The 20,640-nt window shown below is 59.0% G+C and carries 19 protein-coding genes; 12 read left to right on the top strand and 7 right to left on the bottom strand.

The features are described from left to right. Positions 1-5: 5 nt before the first annotated feature. The 5 genes from phnD to phnY all read left to right on the top strand — a co-directional run bounded on the left by phnD (position 6) and on the right by phnY (position 5,388). Positions 6-881, top strand: coding sequence for a phosphonate ABC transporter substrate-binding protein (phnD, locus tag V1294_RS26665; RefSeq protein ID WP_334484883.1), 876 nt, complete (start codon positions 6-8; stop codon positions 879-881). Between the two features lie 51 nt (positions 882-932). Next, on the top strand, positions 933-1,754 hold the full coding sequence (gene phnC, locus V1294_RS26660) for a phosphonate ABC transporter ATP-binding protein (RefSeq protein ID WP_334367535.1): 822 nt from the start codon (positions 933-935) through the stop codon (positions 1,752-1,754). 13 nt (positions 1,755-1,767) lie between these two features. Further along, positions 1,768-2,565 (top strand): phosphonate ABC transporter, permease protein PhnE, encoded by a 798-nt coding sequence (gene phnE, locus V1294_RS26655; RefSeq protein WP_334373389.1) that lies wholly within the window; start codon positions 1,768-1,770, stop codon positions 2,563-2,565. Between the two features lie 115 nt (positions 2,566-2,680). Continuing rightward, positions 2,681-3,925, top strand: a complete 1,245-nt coding sequence (phnA, locus tag V1294_RS26650; protein WP_334484879.1) for a phosphonoacetate hydrolase — start codon at positions 2,681-2,683, stop codon at positions 3,923-3,925. 11 nt (positions 3,926-3,936) lie between these two features. Then, the gene (gene phnY, locus V1294_RS26645) at positions 3,937-5,388 is read left to right on the top strand and encodes a phosphonoacetaldehyde dehydrogenase (RefSeq protein ID WP_334501273.1); all 1,452 of its coding nucleotides are present in this window, start codon (positions 3,937-3,939) and stop codon (positions 5,386-5,388) included. Positions 5,389-5,458: 70 nt separating this feature from the next. On the opposite strand, the gene V1294_RS26640 is transcribed toward phnY, so the two are convergent. The 4 genes from V1294_RS26640 to V1294_RS26625 form a co-directional block, all read right to left on the bottom strand. Further along, the gene (locus V1294_RS26640; protein ID WP_334501272.1) at positions 5,459-5,926 is read right to left on the bottom strand and encodes a hypothetical protein; all 468 of its coding nucleotides are present in this window, start codon (positions 5,924-5,926) and stop codon (positions 5,459-5,461) included. Positions 5,927-6,211: 285 nt separating this feature from the next. Further along, positions 6,212-6,739 (bottom strand): nuclear transport factor 2 family protein, encoded by a 528-nt coding sequence (locus V1294_RS26635; protein ID WP_334501271.1) that lies wholly within the window; start codon positions 6,737-6,739, stop codon positions 6,212-6,214. A 110-nt stretch (positions 6,740-6,849) separates the two neighbouring features. Continuing rightward, positions 6,850-8,058: an ABC transporter substrate-binding protein gene (locus V1294_RS26630; protein ID WP_334501270.1), complete on the bottom strand. Its 1,209-nt coding sequence runs from the start codon at positions 8,056-8,058 to the stop codon at positions 6,850-6,852. 67 nt (positions 8,059-8,125) lie between these two features. Beyond that, positions 8,126-9,211, bottom strand: coding sequence for an NAD(P)H-dependent flavin oxidoreductase (locus V1294_RS26625; RefSeq protein ID WP_334501268.1), 1,086 nt, complete (start codon positions 9,209-9,211; stop codon positions 8,126-8,128). 159 nt (positions 9,212-9,370) lie between these two features. Between V1294_RS26625 and V1294_RS26620 the strand changes: the two genes are divergently transcribed. Beyond that, a complete protein-coding gene (locus V1294_RS26620; RefSeq protein WP_334501267.1) occupies positions 9,371-10,126 on the top strand; it encodes an SDR family NAD(P)-dependent oxidoreductase in 756 nt (251 codons plus the stop codon). A 96-nt stretch (positions 10,127-10,222) separates the two neighbouring features. Further along, positions 10,223-11,242, top strand: coding sequence for an NADP-dependent oxidoreductase (locus V1294_RS26615; RefSeq protein ID WP_334501266.1), 1,020 nt, complete (start codon positions 10,223-10,225; stop codon positions 11,240-11,242). Between the two features lie 165 nt (positions 11,243-11,407). Here V1294_RS26615 and V1294_RS26610 read toward each other — a convergent pair whose 3' ends face one another. After that, positions 11,408-12,541 (bottom strand): CaiB/BaiF CoA transferase family protein, encoded by a 1,134-nt coding sequence (locus tag V1294_RS26610; protein WP_334501264.1) that lies wholly within the window; start codon positions 12,539-12,541, stop codon positions 11,408-11,410. 219 nt (positions 12,542-12,760) lie between these two features. Further along, positions 12,761-13,573, bottom strand: coding sequence for a TetR/AcrR family transcriptional regulator (locus V1294_RS26605; protein WP_334501263.1), 813 nt, complete (start codon positions 13,571-13,573; stop codon positions 12,761-12,763). A 412-nt stretch (positions 13,574-13,985) separates the two neighbouring features. Here V1294_RS26605 and V1294_RS26600 point away from each other — a divergent pair, with 412 nt between their 5' ends. After that, on the top strand, positions 13,986-14,774 hold the full coding sequence (locus tag V1294_RS26600; RefSeq protein ID WP_334501262.1) for an SDR family NAD(P)-dependent oxidoreductase: 789 nt from the start codon (positions 13,986-13,988) through the stop codon (positions 14,772-14,774). A gap of 76 nt (positions 14,775-14,850) precedes the next feature. Here the strand turns inward: V1294_RS26600 and V1294_RS26595 are convergent, their stop codons facing one another. Next, positions 14,851-15,624: a crotonase/enoyl-CoA hydratase family protein gene (locus V1294_RS26595; protein ID WP_334501261.1), complete on the bottom strand. Its 774-nt coding sequence runs from the start codon at positions 15,622-15,624 to the stop codon at positions 14,851-14,853. A gap of 201 nt (positions 15,625-15,825) precedes the next feature. On the opposite strand from V1294_RS26595, the gene V1294_RS26590 reads away from it, so the two are divergent. The 4 genes from V1294_RS26590 (at position 15,826) to V1294_RS26575 (ending at position 20,549) form a co-directional block, all read left to right on the top strand. Continuing rightward, complete coding sequence (locus tag V1294_RS26590) at positions 15,826-17,379, top strand: class I adenylate-forming enzyme family protein (RefSeq protein ID WP_334501260.1); 1,554 nt, start codon at positions 15,826-15,828, stop codon at positions 17,377-17,379. Positions 17,380-17,394: 15 nt separating this feature from the next. Then, a complete protein-coding gene (locus tag V1294_RS26585; protein WP_334501259.1) occupies positions 17,395-18,642 on the top strand; it encodes a thiolase family protein in 1,248 nt (415 codons plus the stop codon). A 32-nt stretch (positions 18,643-18,674) separates the two neighbouring features. Beyond that, complete coding sequence (locus V1294_RS26580) at positions 18,675-19,436, top strand: enoyl-CoA hydratase (RefSeq protein WP_334501258.1); 762 nt, start codon at positions 18,675-18,677, stop codon at positions 19,434-19,436. Between the two features lie 150 nt (positions 19,437-19,586). Beyond that, entirely contained in the window at positions 19,587-20,549 is a 963-nt protein-coding gene (locus V1294_RS26575; protein WP_334501256.1) for an NAD(P)H-dependent flavin oxidoreductase, read from the top strand. Positions 20,550-20,640 lie beyond the last annotated feature (91 nt).

Here is a 20,640-nt window from a genome sequence, read left to right as displayed (position 1 = left end):
AAAACATGAACATCACGCGTCGGAAAATGCTCGTCGGGTCCGTTGCTGCGGCCGGCGCCTTGGTCGCCATGCCGAATGTGTTGCGTGCAGAGGGTGTGATCCGCGTCGGTCTCATTCCATCAGAAGATTCTCGCGCGATGCTGGCGTCGAGCCAGCAGCTGCTCGATGCGCTCGAAAAGAATCTCGGCATGAAGGTGCAGGGGTTCGTTGCCGCCGACTACAACGGCGTCATCGAGGCGATGCGCGCCGGTCATATCGAGGTGGCCTATCTCGGCCCGTTCTCCTATGTGCTCGGCGCCTCCGTGGCCAACATCGAGGCGTTTGCTACCGCCGAGACACAAAAGTCCGGACGTACTTTCTATCACAGCCAGATCATCACACGGAAAGACAGTGGCATCAAGGACATCAACGATCTGAAGGGCAGGACCTTCGCGTTCGTCGATCCGTCTTCGACTTCCGGCCATCTCTTCCCCAAGGCCGGCCTGCTCAAGCTCGGAATCGACCCGGAGAAGTTCTTCGGCCGCGTTCTTTTCACCGGCTCGCACGATGCCAACGCACTGGCGGTCGCCAACAAGCGTGTCGACGCGGCCACCATCGCTGACCGCATCTTCGACGCCGCAGTGCAGAAGAATCTCGTCAAGCGCGAGGACATCCACGTCGTGTGGAGTTCTGACCCGATCCCGGAATCGCCGACGGTGTGGCGCAAGAATCTGACACCGGAACTGAAGGCAAAGATCAAGACCGCGTTCTTGAACATCAAGGACATCACCTGGGCCGACCAGGGCAAGCTCAACCGCTTCGTCGAAACCAACGATGCGGCCTACGATGTGATTCGGGACACCGCAAAGGCGCTCAATCTCGATCTGAAAAAGATGAAATGAGCCCGCTGCGCTGACCCGCCGTAACCAACCCTCCGGCATAGGACTGCTCAGATGATCAAGATCGCAGGTTTGAAGAAATCTTACGGTGGGAAGCCGGTGCTCCAGGGCATCGACCTCGAAGTCAAGTCAGGCGAATTCCTCGTCGTGCTGGGGCCGAGCGGCGCCGGAAAATCCACCATGCTCCGTTGCATCAACGGCCTCACGCCGCCGGACGCCGGCCAGATCGTCATCGACGGCACGATCTTTGACTCCAAACGCGCGGCCGGCGGACGCTTGCGCCCGGTCGCGATGATCTTCCAGCACCACAACCTGGTAAAGCGGCTCACCGTACTCAAGAACATCCTGGTCGGTCGCATGGCCGGGATGTCGTCGATCCTCTCGGCGCTTCAAATCTTCCCGACGAAGGACGTCGAGATCGCAATGGAATGTCTTCAGCGCGTCGAGCTGACACACAAGGCAATGGCGCGCGCCGACCAGCTCTCTGGCGGCGAGCAGCAGCGCATCGGCATTGCCCGTGCGCTGGCCCAACGCCCGGCGGTCATCTTGTGCGACGAGCCGGTGGCCAGCCTCGACCCGAAAACCTCGCGTGTCGTGCTCGGCTATCTCAAGGCGATCTGCAAGGAAGAAGGCATCGCCGTCATCTGCAATCTGCATCAGGTCGACTACGCAGTCGAATTTGGCGAGCGCATCGTTGGTCTCTCGGGCGGCAAAGTGGTGTTCGACGATACGCCGGACCACCTCACTGTCGACGTCGTGCACCAGATCTATCCGGGATTAGAAGATCCGGGCGTCGCCCGCGTGTTGCGGCCGAATGCCGGCCCACGCCTTGTGTCGAATTCGCTCGATCCCATCGCCCTTGCGGCATCCGCCTGAGCAGGAGACGACCATGTCCAGCTACCAACTCGTTCTTCGTCCGCCTCAGGGCCGCTTCGGCTGGTGGGGCACCGGCGTCCTCGGTCTGGTGATCGTGGGCTTCCTCTATTGGGCTGCAGTCGGATCGCAGATCAACGCGGCCAATCTCTGGAACGGCATCCCTTATATGTGGGACTTTCTGGTCCGCATGATGCCGCCGAATCCTGAGTTCATTGAGAAGCTCTGGCGGCCCGCGCTGGAAAGCCTGCAGGTCGCGATCTGGGGAACGTTGCTCGGCGTGGCGATCTCGCTGCCGATCAGCTTTTTTGCGGCTCGCAACCTTTCACCGCATCCGGCGATTTATCACTTCACCCGCCAAGTGCTGAACTGCATGCGCGGCATCAACGAGATTATCCTGGCGCTGATCTTCGTCGCCGCCATCGGCCTCGGCCCGTTCGCCGGCGTGCTCGCTCTCGCCATCCACGGCGCGGGTATGCTGGGCAAGTTCTTTGCCGAAGCCATGGAAGACATCGACGAAGGTCCGCTCGAAGCGTTCCGCTCGGCGGCCGCCGGCCCGTTCAAGACCTTCTTCTTCGGCGTGCTGCCGCAAGTGCTGCCAGCCTGGCTCGGTACCATCTTCTACCGTCTCGAGACCAACGTGCGCCAATCCACCGTGCTCGGCATGGTCGGCGCGGGCGGCATCGGTTTCGAACTCGTGTCCTCGATGAAGCTGTTCCAATATCAGGACACGGCGACCTGCATCCTGGTCATCCTTGCGATGGTGTTGGTCACCGACCTCCTTTCCTCCCGCGTCCGCTCGATGATCCGCTGACGCAACTCGGCCGGCACCGAACATTGCCGGCCACTTTATCCGCCTCTCGGTATTGCCGGGAAAAAGGTCCCCCTTAGAGCGTCACCGCGTGGCGCAACACTGGAAAGGAAGAGCCATGCTCACACGTACTCCCGCTTCCGTGACGACGAATGGCCGCAGCTATCGCGTCCCCAATACCCCGACCGTCGTCATTTGTATCGACGGTTCCGAGCCCGGCTATATCGAGCGCGCTATCGAGAAGGGACTCTGCCCCAACCTCGAACGGATACTGAAGACCGGCACGAACACGCTCGCGCTGTCGGTGATCCCGAGTTTCACAAACCCGAACAACCTGTCGATCATCACCGGCCGACCGCCGGCCGTGCACGGCATCGCCGGCAACTTCTTCTATGACCGCGAGGCAAAGCAGGAAGTAATGATGAACGACGCCCGCTTCCTGCGCGCACCCACGATCCTCGCCGAGTTCCAGAAGGCCGGCAGCAAGGTCGCCATGGTGACCGCGAAGGACAAGTTGCGCACGCTGCTGGGGAAGGGCCTCGACTTCCAAAAGGGGACCGCCATCGCGTTCTCGTCGGAGAAGGCCGACAAGGCCAACATGGCCGAAAACGGCATCGAAAACGTGCTCGAATTCGTCGGCATGAAATTGCCGGAAGTCTATTCGGCCGATCTGTCGGAGTTCGTCTTCGCGGCCGGCGTCAAGCTGCTAAAGACCTTCCGGCCGGACGTGATGTATCTTTCGACCACGGACTACGTGCAGCACAAGGCGGCGCCGGGTTCTGCGATCGCCGACAGCTTCTACAAGATGTTCGACCGCTACGTCGGAGAGCTCGATGCGCTGGGCTGCGTGCTGGTGATGACCGCCGATCACGGCATGAACGACAAACATCTGGCAAACGGCGAGCCGGACGTCATCTACCTGCAGGAGATCCTTGACGGGAAATTCGGTGCCGGGATGACGCGCGTGATTCTGCCGATCACAGACCCGTACGTCGCGCATCATGGTGCGCTCGGCTCATTCGCGACTGTCTACGTCGATAACGACAAGCGGCAAGCCGTGCTCGATCACATCAAGACTATCGCGGGGGTCGAGGTTGCGATCCCGGCGGAAGAGGCGTGCAAGCGGTTCGAGCTTCCGGCCGACCGTATTGGCGACGTCGTCGTGCTGTCGTCGAAACACAAGGTGCTCGGCACCTCCGCCGCCAAGCATGATCTGTCGGGACTAACTGAGCCGCTGCGTTCGCACGGCGGTCTCACGGAGCAGACCGTGCCGATGATCGCGAATCGAAAGATCGTGGTTCCTGCCGGCCGTACGCTCCGCAATTTCGACGTCTTCGACGTCGCGTTGAATCTCGTAGCCTGAGGATCGATGCTATGAACGTGCCTTTCAGTTACGCGGCAAAGCGAGAGGCGTTGCGCATTGCCGGCAAACACGTCACGACCGACGATGTGATCGAGGTCCGCAATCCCTACGACGGGTCGCTCGTCGGCACCGTGCCGGCAGCGCGCCCCGAACACGTGCGCGAAGCGTTTGGCAAGGCGAAAGCGTTCAAGCCAAAACTGTCGCGCTTCGAGCGTCAGCAAATTCTGCAGAAGGCTGCTGAACTGCTGCGCGGTCGGCGCGCATCCTTCGCGCGTATCATATCCGCGGAGTCCGGCCTCTGCTGGAAGGACGCGATCTACGAGTCGACGCGCGCCTACGACGTCTGGTCGTTCGCCGCACAACTCGCGGTCAAGGACGACGGCGAGTCTTATGCCTGCGACATCTCGCCGAACGGCAAGGCGCGCCGTATCCACACGCTGCGGACCCCGTTGCTGGGCGTCATCTCGGCGATCACGCCATTCAATCATCCGCTCAACATGGTGAGCCACAAGCTCGCGCCTGCGATCGCAACGAACAACCGGGTCGTTCTCAAACCGACTGAGCTGACTCCGCTGACCGCACTTGCACTCGCGGACGTGCTCTACGAAGCGGGACTGCCGCCTGAGATGCTCTCCGTGGTCACGGGTAATCCGTCCACGATGGGTGATGCGATGATCACGGATCCGGACGCAGACCTGGTTACTTTCACGGGCTCCGTTCGGGTCGGCAAGCACATCGCCCGCACCGCAGGCTACAAGCGTATCGTGCTCGAACTCGGCGGCAACGATCCGCTGATCGTCATGGAGGACGCCGACCTCGACAAGGCAGCCGAACTCGCCGTGCAAGGCGCGACCAAGAATTCGGGCCAGCGCTGCACGGCGGTGAAGCGCATTCTCGTCGTCGATAAGATCGCCGATGAATTCTCGAAATGCGTGCTCGAAAAGGCCAGGAAGCTGAAATGCGGCGACCCGGCCGATCCGGAGACCGATGTTGGCACGGTCATCAATGAGCGATCCGCTGTGCTGTTCGAGAACCGTGTCAATGACGCGGTGACGAAGGGCGCCGAGCTGCTTCACGGCAACGATCGCCAGGGCGCCCTCTATGCCCCAACCGTCGTCGACCGCGTGCCGTACGATTGCGAACTCGTGCATGAGGAGACGTTTGGACCAGTGATCCCGATGATTCGCTGTCCGAACGACATCGCAGAGGTGATCCGCATTTCCAATTCGACAGCCTACGGGCTGTCTTCCGGAGTTTGCACAAATCGCCTCGATTACATTACGCGCTTCATCAACGAACTTGAGGTCGGCACCGTGAACGTGTGGGAGGTGCCGGGCTATCGCACCGAGATGTCGCCGTTCGGCGGCATCAAGGACTCCGGGCAGGGCTACAAGGAGGGAGTTGTGGAGGCCATGAAAGGGTTCACCAACGTCCGGACGTACTCGCTGCCCTGGCAGGGCTAAGTTGTTGCTGAGCCGCTCATGCTTTTTTGAGAGACTTGGCTCAACCCCGATTGAAGGAGGTCGGGGCAATTCAGTTGTGGGTAAGGATTTTTGCCTGCAATCGCGCCGAAGAGCCCGTTGTCGGGCAGGCCCATGGGCGTTTTTCAAATTGCGCGATCATTGAATAGTGCCCCTGATTTGCCCGACGTGTCAAAATGTTCTCGCGGGATTGCAAGCATCCATGCCAGCGACCATTGCTACTTTGCATGGGGTTGTTTTCGATATTTTGGTTGGGACCGCGAACCACGTCGGCCTTGCGGCTGTCTTTCCCGTTGATGATCGCAGGATGGCTTGCCGAGCCGTAGAAGGCTGGTGGGCCCGGCAGGACTCGAACCTGCAACCAGACCGTTATGAGCGGCAGAATATCGATCAGTTTCGTTGATTTTGCTGGATTTCGTTTGATCTCGATCGCGTTTGTTGCGCTTCGTTTATGGCGTTTCTGGTGCGAAACTGGTGCGGTTGGCCGGACGGCGATCGCGTTCGGCATCTGGCTGATCACCTGCAAAATCGCTTACGAAGAGTACCCGGTGCAAGCCTTGAGAGCGTCGGCCTCTTGCAATTCTGCTGCGGCCGCAATTCCGAACGCGTTTGAAGCGAACCACCTGCGGGAAATCTGCTGTATTTCAGGTGCCGCGCGACCGCTTATTTCGATCGTGTGGCGATCAAACTCCGCGTTACGTCAGACTGTCGATACGCTTCAGAGGTTGCAGCGCAATATCAGCAATTGCTGCTACTCCAATCTGAAACGCAACATGAGTAAACTCAAATGCAAGGTTCATGGAGCCTAATTCGGATCTTTTGCAGATGGCGCAAAGGTCGTAATTTTCGAGATCTTTCCATTGCGATCGACGGTGATTTGGTCGCCGCCGCGGGCGAACTCCTTGCCATCGGCCTGAATGATGATCCAAGTCAATAAAGCCACATTATGGTGCGCGGAGACGCCGCCTATTTCAAAATGGCCTCCTGGGAACCTCTCATGGAACGTGGCCATATCTTCGATGACTTGCGCTCGACCGGTGCACAGATCATGTCGTGCAGTCTGATACTCTATGTTCTCGCTCAAAACTTCGTTGGCGATTTTCAAGCGCCGCTCAATCGAAGTTGTATTCCATGCGGTTAGATATTTCTCGTATATTTTCCAAGCTTCGTGATTAGTCATGACTGATGTTCCTCGTTGAGCCGGATCCGGAGCCGCTGGTGCAGAAACCGAGATCGATAAAGCCATCAAACTCGCCAAGATGGCTGCGTTAACGGGCACCTTGCTTGCGCGCATCATGTTGATCAGTTCAAATAGACGACTCGTTCTGGACATATACCGAAACTTCCCCGACAGGGGGGAAGACGAGGTTTGCGACGCGGGGGAGAATTGGCAGATGGGCTGGCAAATCTCCTCGCATTTACCAAGTTGCGGTTGCTCAGTGATTACGTGGCTGACCCGTCGATTAGATTGCCGAAGCGCTCCCAATGCGTGCCGGTCCACCTTTGAAGTTGCATTTGTCGTATCGGACGGAAATTTTTCGAGTCGGTGTTGACCATAATGCCAGGAAGCAAGCACGAGAGCGCCAAATTGCGAATGTTCGCTGCCTCCTTCATGATGTTCTCACGCGAAAAATTGCCGTCGCACTGCTTGAGAACATGCAGCGCGGTCTCGGCCACGCTATAGGCGAAAACATAGTTCGAATCACCCAAATCCGCATTTGGCATATATTGCTTCATAAACCTGCGAAATGCGTTCATGCCGGGGTCATCCTTCCAGGCGGGATCGCCGTTGTCCTTCAGATAGCCGGTAGAAACGACGCCTACTGCCTTCTCGGGTCCCACAGGGTTGATCACAGCCGCAACGGAAATCCCTGTGTTGGTGATCAACGTCAATGGCTTCCATTTCAGTTCATAGATCTTTCTGATCGCCTGGGCCACGTATTTGGGCGTTGCCGTAATTACCAGAACATCGGCTCCAGAGGCGTGCAATGAGACGATCTGACTCTCGACTGTGGGGTCTTGCGTTTCGTACGTTGCCAATCGGGCTACCTTCTTATCGAAGTTGCCTCCCCATACCGACCTCAGTCCCGCAACGTAATCCTTGCCGGCATCCTCCGACGAGTGCAGCATGGCGACCCGTCCATTCGGTCTCTCGGCATCGATATACCGCGCGTAGATTGATGCCTCGGTACGGAAGGTGGGCTGCCACCCGATCGACCACGGAAGCGCGTCCGGTTGGCTCCACCTATCGACACCGGCGCCGACAAACAACTGCGGCACTTTCCGCTGGTTCATGTATCGCTGAACGGCCAACTGCGGGGCGCTGCCGATCCCGTTGAGTACGAATGCTACCTCATCGCTCTCGACGAGGCGCCGCGTTTGCTCGACCGTCTTGGGCGGACTGTAGGCATCGTCGAGCGAGATGAAGTTGATTTTGCGTCCTGAAATGCCTCCGTTGTCGTTTACCTGCCGGAAGTATGCGCTCAGTGCTTGGCCGATCACGCCGAACGCCGATGCGGGCCCGCTGTAGGGCGCCGTGTTGCCGATCTTGATTTCGGTCGAAGTAACACCCGGCGTCTCCGAAGCCGACGCACGTCTATTGACTCCAAGAGCAGTAGCCGCCGCAAGCAAGAGTAGAGTGCGTCGATCCATGGCGTTTCTCCCTTTCGATTCCCTATTGTTTTCAACAAACGTCAAGTGCGATCGTGCGGCTCGCGCACTACCGCGACAATTCAACTGTCCAAGTATCGGAAAGACTTGACCCTGCGGTCCGAACGTTTCCGTTGTGACTGTGGGAGGCTCGGTCTACCTGAAGTCGCTCCGCGGCCGAGAAATACTCATGCTCGGTTCTCTCGACCAACTCAGCAACTGTCGGAATGTCGTTTATCGATCCGACGCCCTGTCCGGCGCTCAGAATATCGCGCCAGCGCTTATGGTCAGATAGCAACTCCGCGAGACTGGCGCCCGGCTTGTCACTGCCAACCGGCTTGTCCGGAAGCGTTTGTCTCAGCCAGTTGGCTCCGAGGCCATCGATTTCAGAGGAATATACGACGTCCCGGATGTCGGATTCGATCACCAGCTGCTTCATACGCTCGGTTGCGATGCTCTCCTTGGTGTTTACGAAGCGAGTGCCCATGTATCCGAGGTCCGCGCCAGCAGCTATCGCGCCCGCAAGGGAATGACCGTCACCGATACAGCCGGAAAGGATAAGCGCCTTGTCGCCCAAGAGGGGTTTCAATTCGCCGATGAAGGCAAATGGATTATACGTGCCCGAATGGCCGCCGGCACCAGCGCACACGGCGATTATCCCATCCACATTTGCGTCGAGCGCCTTCTTTGCGTGCCGTACATTTATTGCATCGTGAAAGATAAGACCTCCATATGAGTGCACGGCGTCCGTCGCCTCTCTCGTTATTCCTATGGCGCTGATCAAAATAGGCACCTGATACTTGACGGTCAGCGCGATGTCTTCCTCCATGCGCTTATGCGTGTGATGAACCGCGAACTGTATCGCCCAAGGCGCATCAGCGTCCGTAAGGCGCGATCGGATAGCCTTCAGCCAGGCCTCGCATCCCTCGGAGGTGCGCTGATTGAGGCTTGGAAAGCTTCCTACCAATCCGGCGCGGCTGGTCGCGACTACCAGGTCAACGCCCGAGACCAGGAACATCGGCGAAGCTATGGCGGGGAGTCGCAAACGACCCTTCAAAGCGGGGGGCAGCATCCAGAACCTTCTCTGCTCGTTGCTCGTTGCGCGGCAATATGTAACGCAGATATAATAAATTGACTCGGAAGTCAATTTATTCATATCATCGCTGTTGCAGCCCTTTCCTCGATCGCTCGTCCAGGCCGTCGATAGGAGAGTTGCGCCTGACGATCTGTGCTTCCCGATAGCGAGGTTGGCGTGTTGAACTTGCTACCATCGAACGTCGCTGATCCCAGGCCGGGACGACTGGAGGGGCGCCGCGTGCTTGTCGTCAAAACCGAACGGCACGACGTCGAGTCTGCCGCGGCTCGCACAGAAGTGGCAATGGGTCTTCTGTTTGCCCGCGAAGGCGCGCGGGTCGCTATTGCCGGTGCCGACGAGCAAGTTGCCATGGAGACGGTCGACCGGATCCAGAGTGATGGAGGAGATGTGTACGCCATCGGAGCCGATCTCGCCTTTGAGGCCGACGCAGGCTGGATGATGCGCGAAGCGTGCAAAGCCTTGGGAGGCGGCCTTGACGGGCTGGTATTGAATGCCACGGGCGGAGGTAACCTCGAGCATGATCAACAACTCGATGCGCAGGAATGGACCCGCATTTTCGATCTGAATGTACGTGGCCCGATGCTATGTTGCCGCGAAGCGCTACCCAATTTCAGGGACGGCGGTTCGGTCGTCTTCACCGCCTCGATGACCGGCCCTGGGACGGGCCGGAAGAGGACGGCGTATGACACGGTCGGAGCGGCCACCGTCGGACTTATGCGAAGCATCGCTGAGGAAGTGGCCTCGCGCTCTATTCGAGCAAATCTCGTCTATTCCGGCCCTCAATGCGCGCCGCTCTGCTTTGGCTCCGACGCTTACGCTCACTTCGACCATGATCGCATGGCGCCTGGCAGCCGAGCCGCCGCAGCAGCCATTGCCAACGCGGCGCTATTCTTTCTCTCCGATGAAAGCGCCGGCGTCACCGCGCAGACACTTGCGGTCATGCATGGACATGATCTCCTGAGGGGCGCAGGTTGATGGGCGATATGGACGTCTGTCGATTGAGGCCTGATCGGCAAGAGCCATGCGCAGGGACGTACCATCGTCGACGAAAACATCAAAAGGAGCGAAAAGATGGCGCAGCCAGGTCGTACGAACGCACATGTTCTGCTTGCCAAGCGTCCGACAGGATGGGTCGATGAATCCTGCTTCCGGATCGAAGCTCGTGAAGAGCCGTCCTGTGGAGCGGAAGACGTGCTCGTCCAGGCAGTCTGGTTGTCGGTGGACCCCTATTTGCGAGGCCGGATGAACGAAGAAGCCTCGTATGCGCCCAGCTTCGAAGTTGGCAAGCCTCTCACTTCGCGCGTTGTAGGGCGCGTCCTTCAGTCGAAAAACGCGCGCTTCGGCGAAGGCAATTACGTGTGGGGCTTCCTGGAGTGGGCCGAACGCACCGTGGTACCGCGTGGGGAGGGTCTCCACTTGATTGACCAGGCACTCGGCCGTCCAACACTGGCGATCTCCGCTTTAGGCATGCCGGGCCTCACCGCTTGGGTAGGCGCGATAGAGTTGGGTCGACCGCAACCCGGCGACACCGTGTACATCTCTTCAGCCGCGGGCGCGGTCGGTCAGTTGGCAGGCCAGTTCGCCAAGCGCGCCGGCGCGCGTGTGGTCGGCTCGGTTGGCAGCGACGACAAGGTGTCCTTCATCCAGACGAAATGCCGGTTCGACGCGGCTTTCAACTACAGGACGCGGGCGATGGATAAAGCGCTGCACGAACTGTGTCCGAAGGGCATTGACGTCTACTTCGATAATGTGGGCGGAAGTACGCTCGAGGCTGCACTGCGCCATGCGAACGTTGGGGCGCGCTTTCCGATATGCGGAATGATATCCGAGTATAATGGGGTCAACGAAAGCGGTATCAAGGGAATGCAGGCGATGTTTGCAAAGCGCATCGCAATGACCGGATTCATGGTTTCCGACCACGTGCATAAGCTTGCTGCGTATCAAACTCGAGTAGCACCGTGGTTGCAGGCGGGCGAGATATGTTTCCACGAGGATATCGTTCAAGGGCTGGAGCAGGCGCCTTCAGCGCTGATCAGCATGATGCGTGGGGCTGCCATCGGCAAAAGGTTAGTCCAGATTGTTCCGCAATAGGGCCTCGCAAGCGGGACATTGAGCTGCGCGCAGCGGTTCGTGCGTGTTCTCCGGTAGGCGGTCAAATGTCGGCGAGACCGGCGCGACCTTGCGAGGGGATAGCAGACGCAGCAGGCCAACTGGAAGCGGGCCCTCCGACTCCGTCATGCGCGCGAAGAGGCGAGCCTAGATTGCTTCGGACGATCTCAGTTCTCGCATGCTGCCTTCATCATAGCCGGTCTCGCGGAGGATCGTCTCCGTATCCTCGCCAACACGCGGCACGCCTCGTCGCCAATCGGTTGGAGGGCTTTGAGAAAAGCGCGGGGCCGGAGCGGCCTGTAATACGCCACCAACTTCGGCAAATACCTGTCGCGCCGCCATATGCGGGTGGCGCGCCGCCTCCGCGGGATCGTTTACCGGGGCGAAGCAAGCGTCGGTTCCTTCGAGTATCGCACACCACTCGGCACGCGTCCGCTTGGCAAAGGTCTCCGACAATAACGCCCGCTGCAGTGGCCAATTCGCGGTGTCGGTCCGGTTCTCGAATGTGGGGTCCCCGGCAAGCCCGATGCGTTCGAGTAGTTCTTCGTAGAATTTGCTCTCGAGAGGCGACACGATGATCCAACCACCGTCCGAGCAACGGTAGGTATTGACCGAGGGACCGCAATCAAAATGATGGACGCCTCGTTCATAGCCCGCGTCGCTGGCGGCCAGTGCGCTGAGTAGCAAGTTCAGCATATGCGCAGAGCCGTCCACGATGGCTGCGTCGACGACCTGTCCACGGCCGCTCTGCCTTGCCTTCAGAACGCCTGCCAGCAAACCGATCGCGAGGTAGAGTGCACCACCTCCGACATCTCCTATCAATGTTGGAGGGGCTACGGGCGCGACACCTGGAGGACTTGCGTACCAGAGAGCGCCCGACAATGCGGTGTAGTTCCCATCGTGCCCCGCCGAGTGAGAGAGCGGACCATACTGTCCCCACCCCGTCATACGGCCATAGATGAGCGAAGGGCGATGCTCCAGACAGACCTCGGGAGCGATGCCCAACCTCTCCATGACGCCAGGCCGCATGCCTTCGATCAACACATCGGACCGTTCGACGAGCCGCAATACCACTTCGATGGCTTGCGGTCGCTTCAAGTCCAGTGCGATCGAGCGCTTTCCTCGGTTCACAATGTAGTCCGGGCGCGGCAATGGCGTCGCCGCATCCTTGCGCTCGACGACAATCACGTCCGCACCCAAATCCGCAAGAAGCATGCCGCAGAACGGAGCGGGGCCCAAGCTGGCAATCTCGATGATGCGTAAACCTTGCAGGATCGACATATCATCAGCCATCGCAAAAAGCTGACGGGCTCTCGACGAAGCTTGAGAAGTGCGCTCCCCGTTTGCTTCTCGCCTCCAAGCGATCGGAGTCCCCGGCAATCCGTCTTTTACCGACGCGAATGGAAATCACGCCGCGGACTGACTCAAGAGTCACTAATATGCACGAAAAGTCAACAGGCGGCGTGCGGGCAATAGCGAGCCGGATACGCGACCGCAAAATCAGGGCCGGTTTTTCTTTGCGGTGAGTCCAGACCGGGGTTCGCCGGTCTGACGACGCCTCGCTTTTTCCGGCGAGCCCATATCGGCGCTTCTGGAGGCTGTCAGGGCGATCGACGCGTCGGCCGCCATTCTGGCGGTTTCGGCGCCGAACACGTCAACGGGGACATCAGCAGGAATTTCCACGAGGTCGCTATCGTCAGGATTTGCGCTCGTCCCCAGGCCATGCATCAACAAATCGACCATTCCGTCCGCGATCTCGCCCAATCCGAGCCGGCCTTTCGGCGAGTACCAACTCTGAACTCCCTTCACCGCTCCCATGAACGTGAAGACGGCGAGTTTTGGATCGACACGCCGGATCGAGCCGTCTTTCATGCCTTCCTCGACAAACGAGACGAGGCGATCCTCGATCTCGTCGCGCCTGGCAATGACCTTGCGTCGATCCGCCGGGCGCAGCGCGGTCACGTCCGACGTCACGCCGCCGGCGCCCAGGGCCTGGTTCTGCCAGCGGATATAGGCGCGCAGGTTCAGCCGGAGCTTCGCATAACCCGTCCTGCCATGCTTCTCCGCAAAGGCGGCGGCTTGCAACCCCATGTCGAGGGACATGATGTGGCACTCGAAAAGTATCTCGAGCTTGTCGGTTACGTAGTTGTAGAGCGTGCCTTTCGAGACCTGAAGGGCTTCGGCGACGTCGTCGAGAGACGTGTTGTGAAAGCCTTTTCTCGCGATGATACGCGTTGCCTCTCGCAGGACCGCGTTCCGCTTGACGCGATAAACCTCGTCACTGGTTTGAAGGACGTTCTTCCATCGGGGCACTTCGTTCTCAGCTCCTCGTTATGGGCAGTGCGGCTTCTTGCCGGATCTTCCGCCATTTGATCGGAAGACAATCCGACAGCGTTAGCGCTCGCGTCACTGATCGCCCAAACTCCTGACTTTGAAGTAATCCTTTTATATCATTGAGTAAAGCAAGTTGACAGCTCGGTACGCACCCCCTGCGCACCCGATGACCAGGCCGGATGGCCTGCCGCCCCAGGCAGGAGCTTTCATCCGAAGCGCACATGATCAGGCGCGCGCCACCTCAGCCGTAGCCGATCCTTTCCCATTTCCGCGGAATGTAGTATAAGATTAAAAAATTGACTTTGTAGTCAATTTTGATCTATCGCAGGTGCTGGAAATCGATGGAAGCGAGCGCCAAGCCGGCGCTGCGAGTTTCCGGAGGGAGACATCGATGAGCATTCTCGATCTGAATGGCAAGGCGGCAGTCGTTACCGGTGCCGGGCAGGGAGTTGGCCGTCAACTTGCGCTGACGCTCGCGGCTCATGGTGCCAAGGTCGTCGTCAACGATTATTTTCTGGAACGCGCCACGCGGGTCGCACAGAAGATCGTCGATGCGGGCGGCAAAGCGATCGCTGTCCAGGCGGATGTGACCGACCTCGACGGGGTCAGGGCCATGATGCGCCGCACCGTCGATGAGTTCGGCACGCTGGATGTGCTGGTGAACAATGCCGGCAACGAGGGGGCCAACCCGTCCAGTACTGCGCCGAAGCCATTTTGGGAGACGTCTCCGGAAGACTGGCAGCGCTGGCTTGGTGTCAATCTCTTCGGTGTGATCGCCTGCGTGACCGCTGCGACGCCCTATATGGTCAAGCAGCAGAGCGGCAGGCTAATCACCATCATCTCCGACGCGGGACGAGTTGGAGAGTCTGGGATCGAGGTCTATTCGGGCGGCAAGGCGGGCGCCGCCGGCTTCATGCGGGCTGTGGCGCGCACCTTGGGTCGCTACAATATCACCGCGAATTGCGTTGCGATCGCCGCAACGCTGACCCCGACACTAGCGCCGGTAATCGAGGCGCAGCCTCCCGAGAGGACGAAACGTCAGCTTGAACGCTATGTCATCCGCCGTTTTGGACGTCCCGAAGACATTTCAGGCCTGGTGACGCTGCTGGCCAGCGACTCAAGCTCGTGGATGACCGGACAGACTTATCCGGTCAATGGCGGATTCTCATTCGCCATGTGAGTGAGGCCGGACACGGTTCTTCCTCGGCGCAACCGGTCGAACGTCAAAGCGCCGCTGCGTTGACGTCAAACGTGATCTACCGACCCCTCCACCGGGGTTTGCGCTTTTCGGCGAACGCTCGCAGGCCTTCCTTTGCATCCTCACTGTCGAGCGCAACCTGGGCAATCTTCCACTGCTCGTTCCAGGCTGCATAATCGGTCCAGTTGTTGGACTGAAACATGATTTCGCGGCTTGCCCACACCGCGGTCGGACCATTGGCAAGAACTTCTTCGGCAAACGAAAGAGCAACGGATAAGGCTTGACCTTCCTCGGCCAGCCGATTGACGAAGCCGAGAGCGTGAAGGTCCTCGGCGCTTCTGAACAGCCCGGTGATCGCCATCTCCATGGCAATATTGTAGGGGATCCGCTTGGGGAGCCGAAACAAGGCGCCTCCGACCGCCACTACGTTGTGGCGCACCTCCGGTAGTCCGAATTTTGCGCTTCGCGCCGCGACGACGAGATCGCAGGATAAGCAAAGCTCAAACCCGCCTCCCACCGCGAAACCTTCGACCGCGGCAATCACGGGCTTGAGCGAGGGGCGGGCAAAAGCACCGAAGCCGCCGCGACGATCGGTGATCGAGCTCTCCCCTTTGGCGGCCGCTTTGAGGTCCGCTCCTGCCGAGAAGGTCTTGTTCGACCCTGTAATGATGCCCACGCGAAGTTCGCGATCCGCATCAAGCACATCCAGGGCGGCTTCCATCTGCAGCGACGTCTCATAGTCCACGGCGTTGCGGGCTTCAGGGCGGTCGATGGTTATGATGAGGGTGTGACCGCGACGTTCGCAAATCACCTTCTGTGTCTGGCGCTCCATGCTGTTCTCCGTTCCTAAACAACCAGTCAAGATTGACTTCTAAGTCAGAAAATGAGACGATCAAGTAATAAATGCGGTCCGATGCTCGTTTTCGCCGGCTTCGCGTCGCTACGGGTCCGGTAGACTAAGCGGACATGCGATGCGGCCCCCCGCGATCAAGGGTGGTTCGGGCAATAACAGTGCCTCGTCTGGGAGGGAAGAGTGCGGGTATCGGACCATTTCGAAAAGGCGGCGCTTGCCAATCCCGACGTCGAGTTCGCGGTCTTCGGGGATCTGCGCGTGACCTACGCGGAAGCGCGCAGGACAGCGCACGCGATTGCGACGGCTCTGAGCCGTGAGCCCGGATTGACGGCGGGTGCAGTGATCGGCATCTACAGCTCGAACGACCCCCGCATTTCCATGCTGCAGATGGGGATCAACCGGGCCGATTTCGCCTGGGTTGGCGTGCACGATCGCAACGCCGTCGAAACCAATGCGGAAGTGCTCGACTTCATGGACGCCGAGCTGGTCTTCTTCAACAGCCGTTACGAAAAGGAAGTGCGACAACTGAGGGCCGGCAACAGCAGGGTCCGCAGGTGGATCTGCATCGATGCCGATTCCCCCGAGGGTGAAAGCTTGGCGAGCTGGCTGGACGGAAATTTCGAAGAATTTCCGTACTCCAAGCCCGATATGATGCTGCGGGCATGTCTTGTGCCGACGGGAGGCACGACTGGTCCGTCGAAAGCCGTCGTGCACACCAATTATACGCTCGAACAAGGATTGATTGCCCAGGAAAAGGCATTCAGGATTCAATCGCGCTCGCGCGTTCTATCCATAGCTCCGCTTTCGCACGCCGCCGGAATGTTTGCCATGGCGTTCTACCCGTCTGCGGGCACCAATGTGATTATGTCGGGCTTCGACGCCGAAAAAGCCCTTCACCTGATCGAGCAGGAAAGGATCACGCACCTGTTCATGCCGCCAACGATGATCGGCGTGCTCCTGGTGCATCCAAAGGTCAAAAGCACCGATTTCTCATCCGTGAAGATGTGCCTGACGGGGGCGGCCCCGATCGCGCCGGAAAAATTCAAGGAGATCGTCGCCCTGCTGGGACCCGTCGTGTGGGAATCCTATGCGCAGTCGGAAACGCATATGCCCGTGACGGTCAAGGCGCCCGAAGATTACATCTTGAAGGACGGCTCATTCGACGAGTCAGCTTTGCGCTCCGCGGGGCGCGCAGCGGAGTACGTCCGCATCGAAATCATGGATGACGATGGCAATATCCTCCCCAGGGGGCAACGGGGAGAGATCGTGGTCAGCATGCCATCCCTCATGCAGTGCTACTACAAGAATCCGGAAGCTACGAATGAAGTCAGTGCGTTCGGCTTCCACCACACCGGTGATGTCGGGATCATGGACGATGCGGGATTCGTCACGATCGTGGATCGCAAGAAGGACATGATCGTTAGCGGCGCGTTCAATATCTTCCCGTCGGAAATTGAAAAGATCATCTACGAGATTCCGGCTGTTCAGGACTGTATCGTTGTCGGAGCACCGCATGAGAAGTGGGGAGAGGCCGTCACTGCGGTCATCCAGCTCAAGCCGGGCCATGCCTTGAATGAAGACGAGGTATTGGAGCTATGTCGCGAACGCCTCGGTGGCATGAAGACCCCCAAGCGCGTGGAGATCTGGAGCGAGTTGCCTCGCAGTCCCGTGGGCAAGCTGTTGAGACGCGTGGTTCGCGAACAATTCTGGCAAGGCCACTGGCGCTCTATCTAATTCAGAGGAATTCACATGGAAGACGTCTATATCATCGGTGTCGGGATGACACCGTTCGGTCGACATTTGGACAGGAGCCTGAAACAGCTTGTCGCGTGGGCTTTGAATGATGCGTTGAGCGATGCAGGTATCGACAAATCCGAGATCCAGGCTGCTTTCTTTGGAAACGCCGTCCAAGGGTTCATGGAGGGGCAGACTTGCATCCGCGGGCAGGTCGCGCTGTTGCCGCAAGGCCTTCATGGAATCCCGGTCTTCAACGTGGAAAACGCCTGTGCGACGGCGTCGTCCGCGTTCAATCTCGCGGTGAACCATCTGCGCGCCGGAGCCGGTGAGGTCGCCCTCGCAATAGGCGCCGAGAAAATGTACGACGAGGACAAGGCGAAGATGTTCGCCATCTTCGATTCGGGTTGGGATGTCCATACGCCGAAGGAAAATGCGAATCGGTTGATTGCTCTCGGTCAGGGTATCGATCCGCCTCCCGGGAGTGTGTCCGATCGGCCCTACAGTGTCTTCATGGACGTCTACGCCGCTCTTGGTCGACAGTTGATGCGTTTGCACGATATCACCCAGGAGCAAATGGCCTTTGTCGCCGCCAAGAACCACACCCACGCGGTCGACAACGAAAGAGCACAGTATCGTAAGCCAATGACTGCCGATGAAGTCCTGGCGGGGCGCGCCATTTGCTACCCGTTGACGCTGCCCATGTGTGCGCCGATTTCTGACGGCGCTGCGGCCGCCATCATCTGCACCGGCGCGGCGCTCAAGCGTTTGGGTGTTCAGGCGTCTCGCGCGGTCAAGGTACGGGCGAGCGTCATTCGCTCCGCGACGGCGCGCGGGGGTGATGATCTCGAGAATCATATCACCCGGCTCACGGCTAGAGCTGCCTATGAACAGGCGGGCGTAGCGCCCGAGGATGTCGACGTGGTGGAGGTCCATGACGCCACCGCGATCGGCGAGCTCATCCAGAGCGCCAATCTCGGGCTGTGCGAGCTCGGAGCCGCCGGCAGGTTTGCGCAGAGTGGGGCCACAACGTTGGGCGGCCGCGTGCCCATCAACCCATCGGGCGGCCTCGAATCGAAGGGCCATCCGATCGGGGCGACCGGCATTGGACAGATCTTCGAACTCGTTGCGCAGTTGCGAGGCGAAGCAGGGTCGCGCCAGGTGAATAATGCCCGGATTGCCGTCCAGGAAAATGGTGGGGGGCTTTGGGGGTTCGAGGAAGCCGTCGCCCACATTGCTGTGTTCGAACGCGGCGCTGCCTGAATCGCTGGATTTCTGTGACTAAAGAGCCGCTCATGATGGACAATGTGCTGACCGAAATCGGTGATCGAACTCTAACCATCCGACTGAACCGACCGGAAAAGCGAAACGCGCTCACTCGCACGATGTATTCATGCCTCGCAGATGCCCTTGAACGGGCCGAGGCCGACGCTTCCATCAGGGTTGTTGTCCTGACGGGGAGTGCTGATTGCTTTACCGCCGGCAACGACTTATCCGACGGCATTGTCGAGGGGGCCCACGGGCCGCATGGTCGGTTCATGCGTGCCTTGGCGGAATGCAGCAAGCCAGTCATTGCCGTGCCATGCGGCATTGCCGTTGGCATCGGCGTGACGATGCTTCTGCACTGCGATCTCGTCTACTGCGGATCACATACAAACTTCAGAATTCCGTTCGTGCCGTTGGCGGTTTGTCCGGAGTGTGCATCGTCTTATTTGTTGCCCCGGCTGGTCGGACATCATCGCGCGAGCGAAATCCTGCTCACAGGAGAAGCGTTCGGCGCGACTACGGCGCTTGAGCTAGGGATCGTGAACGGCGTGTTTCCCAATGCCCAAGTTGAAGAGATTGCCAAAGCGAAGGCGGCGCTAATCGCGGCTCAGCCGCCTACGTCAGTGCGAACGACGAAAATGCTGATGAAGCGGTCAATGGCGGAGGACGTTCGCGAAGCGATAAAGGTCGAAATAGAGCATTTGGTTCGGCTCCAGCATGGAGCTGAAGCAATAGAAGCGGTTAACGCATTCAAAGAGAAGCGCCGCGCCGACTTCTCGCGATTTACCTGACTGCATGCGAATGCAGTTCAAGAGCAGCAACAAACCCGGACCATGACGGTCGACCGCCTGGTTTTCCGAAGCGTGGCGCGCAGGAAGCGCGTCAAGTCCGCGCACTGAATCTTGTCCTTCGATTGTACCTGCTCAGCAAAGGCAATCAAAATGGTAAATTATGGCAATCCGCAAGTGACCGCTCGGCTCCAGGCCAAGCTCAAGTTGCCAGTCTTTGTCGCGCCGATGTTTCTCGTTTCCGGTCGAAACCTTGTCGTCGCGTCGTCGTCAAACGGCGTTCTTGGGTCCATACCGGCTCTCAACGCGAGAACCACTGAGATCCTCGACTCCTGGATCAGCGATATTGCCGCGAAGCTGGAAACTGCAGGAGCGACGGCTCCATTCGCGGTAAATCTTATCGCCCATGCGAGCAATACGAGACTCGATGCCGACGTCGACGTGATGATCAAGCATAAGGTACCGATCGCCATATCCAGCGTAGGCAGCCCGGACCGGCTGATAGACAGTATCCATAGTTATGGTGGTCTGGTCTTCTCAGATGCCGCGACGGTTCGCCACGCAAAACGCGCTGCATCAGCAGGGGTCGACGGATTGGTGCTTCTAAGCGCCGGCGCGGGTGGCAATACGGGTTGGCTAAATCCATTCTCGTTCCTGGCGGAAGTTCGCCAATTTTTTGATGGTCCGATCGCACTTGCGGGAGGTCTTTCGTCAGGACGGCAGATCGCGGCTGCCGAAATGATGGGAGCGGATTTTGTGCTCATGGGCACTACTTTCATCGCAACGCATGAAAGCGAGGCGAATCAACGCTATCGAGACATGCTCATCGAAAGCGGCGCTGACGACGTTGTGACGACCGACAAGCTGACTGGCATCCCGGCAAACATGCTGCGCGCCAGTCTGGAAAAGTCGGGCTTTTTCGATGGCGGAAATCACAAAGGTTTCAGCGTAAGTCGCGATACGGACCTCATGAAAATGTGGCGTGATATCTGGAGCGCCGGCCATGGAGTAGGAGGCGTAACAAGATCTGTGAGTGTACGCGACGAGGTCGAAAGGTTGGTGCACGAGAGGGCGGCCGCCTTCAAGAGAAATCAGTCAATGGCCGAAGCGTACTAAGCCATGAGACAATCCGTCGACAGCGATTCCGCGGATGGGTTCAGCTACCCATGGGTGGTAGCCGAGTTATTTGCATTCGCCGTTACGAAGT

It is taken from the genome of Bradyrhizobium sp. AZCC 1678, from assembly GCF_036924765.1.
GTDB lineage: Bacteria > Pseudomonadota > Alphaproteobacteria > Rhizobiales > Xanthobacteraceae > Bradyrhizobium > Bradyrhizobium algeriense.
Note: the sequence above shows the minus strand (reverse complement) of the source record. Positions and strands in the feature narration are given on the sequence as shown.

Bases quoted from the DNA above. Each gene is read 5' to 3' on its own strand.
- phnD (WP_334484883.1), top strand. From the start codon at position 6: ATGAACATCACGCGTCGGAAAATGCTCGTCGGGTCCGTTGCTGCGGCC.
- phnC (WP_334367535.1), top strand. From the start codon at position 933: ATGATCAAGATCGCAGGTTTGAAGAAATCTTACGGTGGGAAGCCGGTG.
- phnE (WP_334373389.1), top strand. From the start codon at position 1,768: ATGTCCAGCTACCAACTCGTTCTTCGTCCGCCTCAGGGCCGCTTCGGC.
- phnA (WP_334484879.1), top strand. From the start codon at position 2,681: ATGCTCACACGTACTCCCGCTTCCGTGACGACGAATGGCCGCAGCTAT.
- phnY (WP_334501273.1), top strand. From the start codon at position 3,937: ATGAACGTGCCTTTCAGTTACGCGGCAAAGCGAGAGGCGTTGCGCATT.
- V1294_RS26635 (WP_334501271.1), bottom strand. From the start codon at position 6,739: ATGTCCAGAACGAGTCGTCTATTTGAACTGATCAACATGATGCGCGCA.
- V1294_RS26630 (WP_334501270.1), bottom strand. From the start codon at position 8,058: ATGGATCGACGCACTCTACTCTTGCTTGCGGCGGCTACTGCTCTTGGA.
- V1294_RS26625 (WP_334501268.1), bottom strand. From the start codon at position 9,211: ATGAATAAATTGACTTCCGAGTCAATTTATTATATCTGCGTTACATAT.
- V1294_RS26615 (WP_334501266.1), top strand. From the start codon at position 10,223: ATGGCGCAGCCAGGTCGTACGAACGCACATGTTCTGCTTGCCAAGCGT.
- V1294_RS26610 (WP_334501264.1), bottom strand. From the start codon at position 12,541: ATGTCGATCCTGCAAGGTTTACGCATCATCGAGATTGCCAGCTTGGGC.
- V1294_RS26600 (WP_334501262.1), top strand. From the start codon at position 13,986: ATGAGCATTCTCGATCTGAATGGCAAGGCGGCAGTCGTTACCGGTGCC.
- V1294_RS26595 (WP_334501261.1), bottom strand. From the start codon at position 15,624: ATGGAGCGCCAGACACAGAAGGTGATTTGCGAACGTCGCGGTCACACC.
- V1294_RS26585 (WP_334501259.1), top strand. From the start codon at position 17,395: ATGGAAGACGTCTATATCATCGGTGTCGGGATGACACCGTTCGGTCGA.
- V1294_RS26580 (WP_334501258.1), top strand. From the start codon at position 18,675: ATGATGGACAATGTGCTGACCGAAATCGGTGATCGAACTCTAACCATC.
- V1294_RS26575 (WP_334501256.1), top strand. From the start codon at position 19,587: ATGGTAAATTATGGCAATCCGCAAGTGACCGCTCGGCTCCAGGCCAAG.